Genomic DNA, 2,648 nt, shown 5'->3' with positions numbered 1-2,648 from the left:
CAGCAGCCTCGGCTACCGCAGTCCAGCCGGCTACGAGAACGTCCTGGCGGCCTGACCACCACACCGAGGGTGTCCGTCAAAGCGGAGCAAGCTCACAGATTCGCACCCGCTCGGAAAGTGGGTGTCAGACAGAAGGTCAGAGCACGCTGCAGGTGAATTGGCACGTCATCGGGTGGAGATGCTGGATGCGCTCGGCATGATCTGGTCGGTGTCGGATGCGCGGTTCGAGGCCGGCCTGGCCTGGGCGCGGGTCTGGGCGAAGGAACACGGTGGCAGCTTGGCGGCGCCCGCGCGGGCGTCTGTCGGCGGGTACGCGATCGGCACCTGGTTGTCAGAACTGCGGGCGGCAGCCCAGGTGCCCGCGGGCGAGCCGGGGGCGCTGGCGCCGGAGCGGCGCCGTGCGCTGGAGGAGATCGACCCGTTCTGGTGCCCCACCTGGCCGATCGTCTGGCAGCGCGCCTACGCGGTGGCCAGGTCGTGGTGGCTGGAGTCCGACGGCCGCGTGGACTGGGCGCAGCTGCCGGAGGAGATGGTGTTCGAGGGTGAGCAGCTCGGCCGGTGGGTCGTGGCGCAGCGCGCCGACTGGCCCGGCCTGGAACCCGATCAGCAGGACCTGCTGGCGGCGATCGGCATCGAGGCGGACCTGGAGCTGGTGGCCGCGAAGGCCGCGGCGGAGGCGAAGCCGAAGGTATCCCGCGCGGACCGCTTCGCCCAGGGCCTGGCCGCGCTCGCCGCGTTCCTGGAGCGGGAGGGCCACGTCCGGGTCCCGCGCCCGCACAGGGAGCCCCTGGAGGTCGTGGTGGCCGGCCCCGGCGGCGAGGAGAGCGCCGAGACCGTCCACATCGGCCTCGGCGCGTGGTTGAACAATCAGAAGGCCCGCCGCGTCAAGCTCACCGCGGGCCAGCTGGCGCAGCTCGCCGAGCATGGCGTGGAGTGGGCGTAGCGGGTCGTCCCCGGACCGGGTTGTGTTGGGCTCTGCCAGAACGACGGAGGGAGCTCGGGGCGGTGCGGTGGACTGCTGTCTCCGGGAAGTCCGGGCTGTCTACCGCGTGGGTGTGGGAGCGGGCCGGCGGATCTGCGTAGGGGTGTGGCTGTAGTGGGCGGCGCCGCGCTCCACTGCGATGTGGCGTAGTCGGGGGTTGTCGGCGAGCGGGCGGAGGTCGCCATCGTGGACAACGGTGTTCCCGGCGATGGTCACCTCGGTGAGGGATGGGTGGCCTGCCAGTGGGGTGAGGGAGTCCAGTGGGTCGCAGTTTTCCAGGACCAGCCGCTCCAGTCGTGGCAGTCGAGCGGTGAAATCCACGGACGAGGTTTTCGCGCCGACTAGGAGCTGTTTGAAGTTCGGATCTCCTTGAAGCCGCGTGGTGTGCTGGGTGTGGCTGGTAGAACTCGCGTGTGGCACGTTTTGATGTGACGGATGCCGAGTGGGCGTTGATCGAGGGGCGTCTGCCGGTGGCGGCCAGCGGTCCGCTGCCGCGGCGGGTGCGGGACCAGTTCAACGGGGTGTTGTGGCGGTTTCGTACCGGCAGTGGCTGGCGTGATGTGCCTGACCGGTACGGCCCCTGGTCGACGGTGTACTCCCGGTTCAACGCTTGGGCGAAGGCCGGGGTGTTCCAGGCTCTGATGGATGCTCTGATCGCGGAGGCGGCGGCGCGCGGACAAGTGGGCCTGGAGCTGGTGAGCGTGGACTCCACGGTCGTGCGGGCGCATCACGAGTCGGCCGGCCTGGCGGTCGCCGGGGAGACTCTGGACGCGCTCGAACAGGCCCTGACCGAGGAAAAGGGGGTCCCGTTGCCGGAACAGGGACCAGTCCTTCGGGTGATGCGTCGCAGGCCGCGCCAGACTCGGGCACCGCGGACGAGGCGGACCAGGACCGTGCCGCGGCACGGCGCCGTCGTAAGGCCCGGGCGAAGGCGGCCGGGCTCGGCCGCTCCCGAGGCGGGCTGAGCAGCAAGGTCCATGCCGCGGTCGACGCCTCGGGCCTGCCGCTGGTCTTCGTTCTGACACCGGGCCAGGCCGCCGACTGCCCGCGGTTCCAGACGGTGCTGGGCGGGATCAGAGTGGCCGGCCCCGTCGGCCGCCCACGCACCCGACCCGATGCGGTCGCCGCCGATAAGGCCTACTCCTCCAGGGCCAACCGCGCCTACCTCCGCAGACGCGGGATCATCGCGGTCATCCCGGAGAAGAACGACCAGGCCGCCAACCGGAAGAGGAAGGGCTCCGCCGGCGGCCGGCCGGTCACCTTCGACCCGCACCGCTACAAGCAGCGCAACACCGTGGAACGCTGCTTCCAGAAGATCAAGACCTGGCGCGGCCTGGGTGAGGTCGACTCGGGGCGCCCTGCTGGTGTCTCCATCAGTGGGTTTCCCCGAGCCGCCTCCCGAACCCGGCGTGCCCGTCTCCGGGCACCGGGCTCTCCACAAGTCCCCTTGGGGGCAGTCAGGTTCTCATGCTGTCGTGGGCCACGGGCTCGGGATGACTGTTCCCCGGTATCGGTATCTGGTGGTGCTTACCTTGGCCGGGTTGAACAGCTCTCTTTCCTCCGTGGTGGGCCACCAGCCGCCGTCGCAGTAGCGGCGGCGAAGCTGCTTCCATGTGATCCCGGGGTGCTTGCGCCGTATCCACCGTATGACCCGCATCCACGCGTA

At 70.2% G+C, this 2,648-nt stretch carries 3 protein-coding genes and 1 pseudogene; 3 read left to right on the top strand and 1 reads right to left on the bottom strand.

Annotation, left to right across the window (positions count from 1 at the left end):
• Positions 1 to 178 precede the first annotated feature (178 nt).
• Positions 179 to 943, top strand: coding sequence for a helicase associated domain-containing protein (locus AB0J08_RS41435; RefSeq protein WP_360645324.1), 765 nt, complete (start codon positions 179 to 181; stop codon positions 941 to 943).
• Positions 944 to 1,042: 99 nt separating this feature from the next.
• On the opposite strand, the gene AB0J08_RS41430 is transcribed toward AB0J08_RS41435, so the two are convergent.
• A complete protein-coding gene (locus AB0J08_RS41430) occupies positions 1,043 to 1,303 on the bottom strand; it encodes a hypothetical protein (RefSeq protein WP_360645321.1) in 261 nt (86 codons plus the stop codon).
• 92 nt (positions 1,304 to 1,395) lie between these two features.
• Between AB0J08_RS41430 and AB0J08_RS41425 the strand changes: the two genes are divergently transcribed.
• Complete coding sequence (locus AB0J08_RS41425) at positions 1,396 to 1,947, top strand: transposase (RefSeq protein ID WP_360645318.1); 552 nt, start codon at positions 1,396 to 1,398, stop codon at positions 1,945 to 1,947.
• Positions 1,902 to 2,318, top strand: a pseudogene (locus AB0J08_RS41420) (IS5 family transposase); the annotation flags it as partial. The gene AB0J08_RS41425 and the pseudogene AB0J08_RS41420, both read left to right, overlap by 46 nt.
• Positions 2,319 to 2,648: the final 330 nt, after the last annotated feature.

The sequence above is a fragment of the Kitasatospora sp. NPDC050463 genome (genome assembly GCF_040655255.1).
Lineage (GTDB): Bacteria > Actinomycetota > Actinomycetes > Streptomycetales > Streptomycetaceae > Kitasatospora.
This window is presented reverse-complemented; position numbering and strand designations above follow the sequence as displayed.

Coding starts and splice junctions, on each gene's coding strand:
- AB0J08_RS41435 (WP_360645324.1), top strand. CDS start 179: ATGCTGGATGCGCTCGGCATGATCTGGTCGGTGTCGGATGCGCGGTTC.